This window comes from Pseudomonas sp. NPDC089758, assembly GCF_044748705.1.
Lineage (GTDB): Bacteria > Pseudomonadota > Gammaproteobacteria > Pseudomonadales > Pseudomonadaceae > Aquipseudomonas > Aquipseudomonas putida_X.
This window is the reverse complement of the sequence record NZ_JBIVGN010000042.1, coordinates 1-1025: the sequence shown is the minus strand read 5'-3', so window position 1 is coordinate 1025 and position 1025 is coordinate 1. Positions and strand designations below refer to the sequence as shown.

1 rRNA gene is annotated in these 1025 nt (G+C 50.7%); it reads right to left on the bottom strand.

Annotated elements, in window-relative coordinates:
• Positions 1–1025: ribosomal RNA gene (locus ACIPZH_RS25745) — 23S ribosomal RNA — on the bottom strand; the annotation flags it as partial.

Sequence of the window (1025 nt, the reverse complement as noted above, 5' to 3'; positions counted from 1 at the left end):
AGGTGATACCCGTAGCTTCGGTGCATGGTTTGAGCCCCGTTACATCTTCCGCGCAGGCCGACTCGACTAGTGAGCTATTACGCTTTCTTTAAAGGGTGGCTGCTTCTAAGCCAACCTCCTAGCTGTCTAAGCCTTCCCACATCGTTTCCCACTTAACCATGACTTTGGGACCTTAGCTGACGGTCTGGGTTGTTTCCCTTTTCACGACGGACGTTAGCACCCGCCGTGTGTCTCCCATGCTCGGCACTTGTAGGTATTCGGAGTTTGCATCGGTTTGGTAAGTCGGGATGACCCCCTAGCCGAAACAGTGCTCTACCCCCTACAGTGATACATGAGGCGCTACCTAAATAGCTTTCGAGGAGAACCAGCTATCTCCGAGCTTGATTAGCCTTTCACTCCGATCCACAGGTCATCCGCTAACTTTTCAACGGTAGTCGGTTCGGTCCTCCAGTCAGTGTTACCTAACCTTCAACCTGCCCATGGATAGATCGCCCGGTTTCGGGTCTATACCCAGCGACTAAACGCCCTATTAAGACTCGCTTTCGCTACGCCTCCCCTATTCGGTTAAGCTCGCCACTGAATATAAGTCGCTGACCCATTATACAAAAGGTACGCAGTCACCTAACAAAGTAGGCTCCCACTGCTTGTACGCATACGGTTTCAGGTTCTATTTCACTCCCCTCTCCGGGGTTCTTTTCGCCTTTCCCTCACGGTACTGGTTCACTATCGGTCAGTCAGTAGTATTTAGCCTTGGAGGATGGTCCCCCCATGTTCAGACAAAGTTTCTCGTGCTCCGTCCTACTCGATTTCATTGATAAGAGATTTTCGTGTACGGGGCTATCACCCACTATGGCCGCACTTTCCAGAGCGTTCCACTAATCTCAAACCAACTTAAGGGCTGGTCCCCGTTCGCTCGCCACTACTAAGGGAATCTCGGTTGATTTCTTTTCCTCAGGGTACTTAGATGTTTCAGTTCCCCTGGTTCGCCTCTTGCACCTATGTATTCAGTACAAGATACTCAGCTT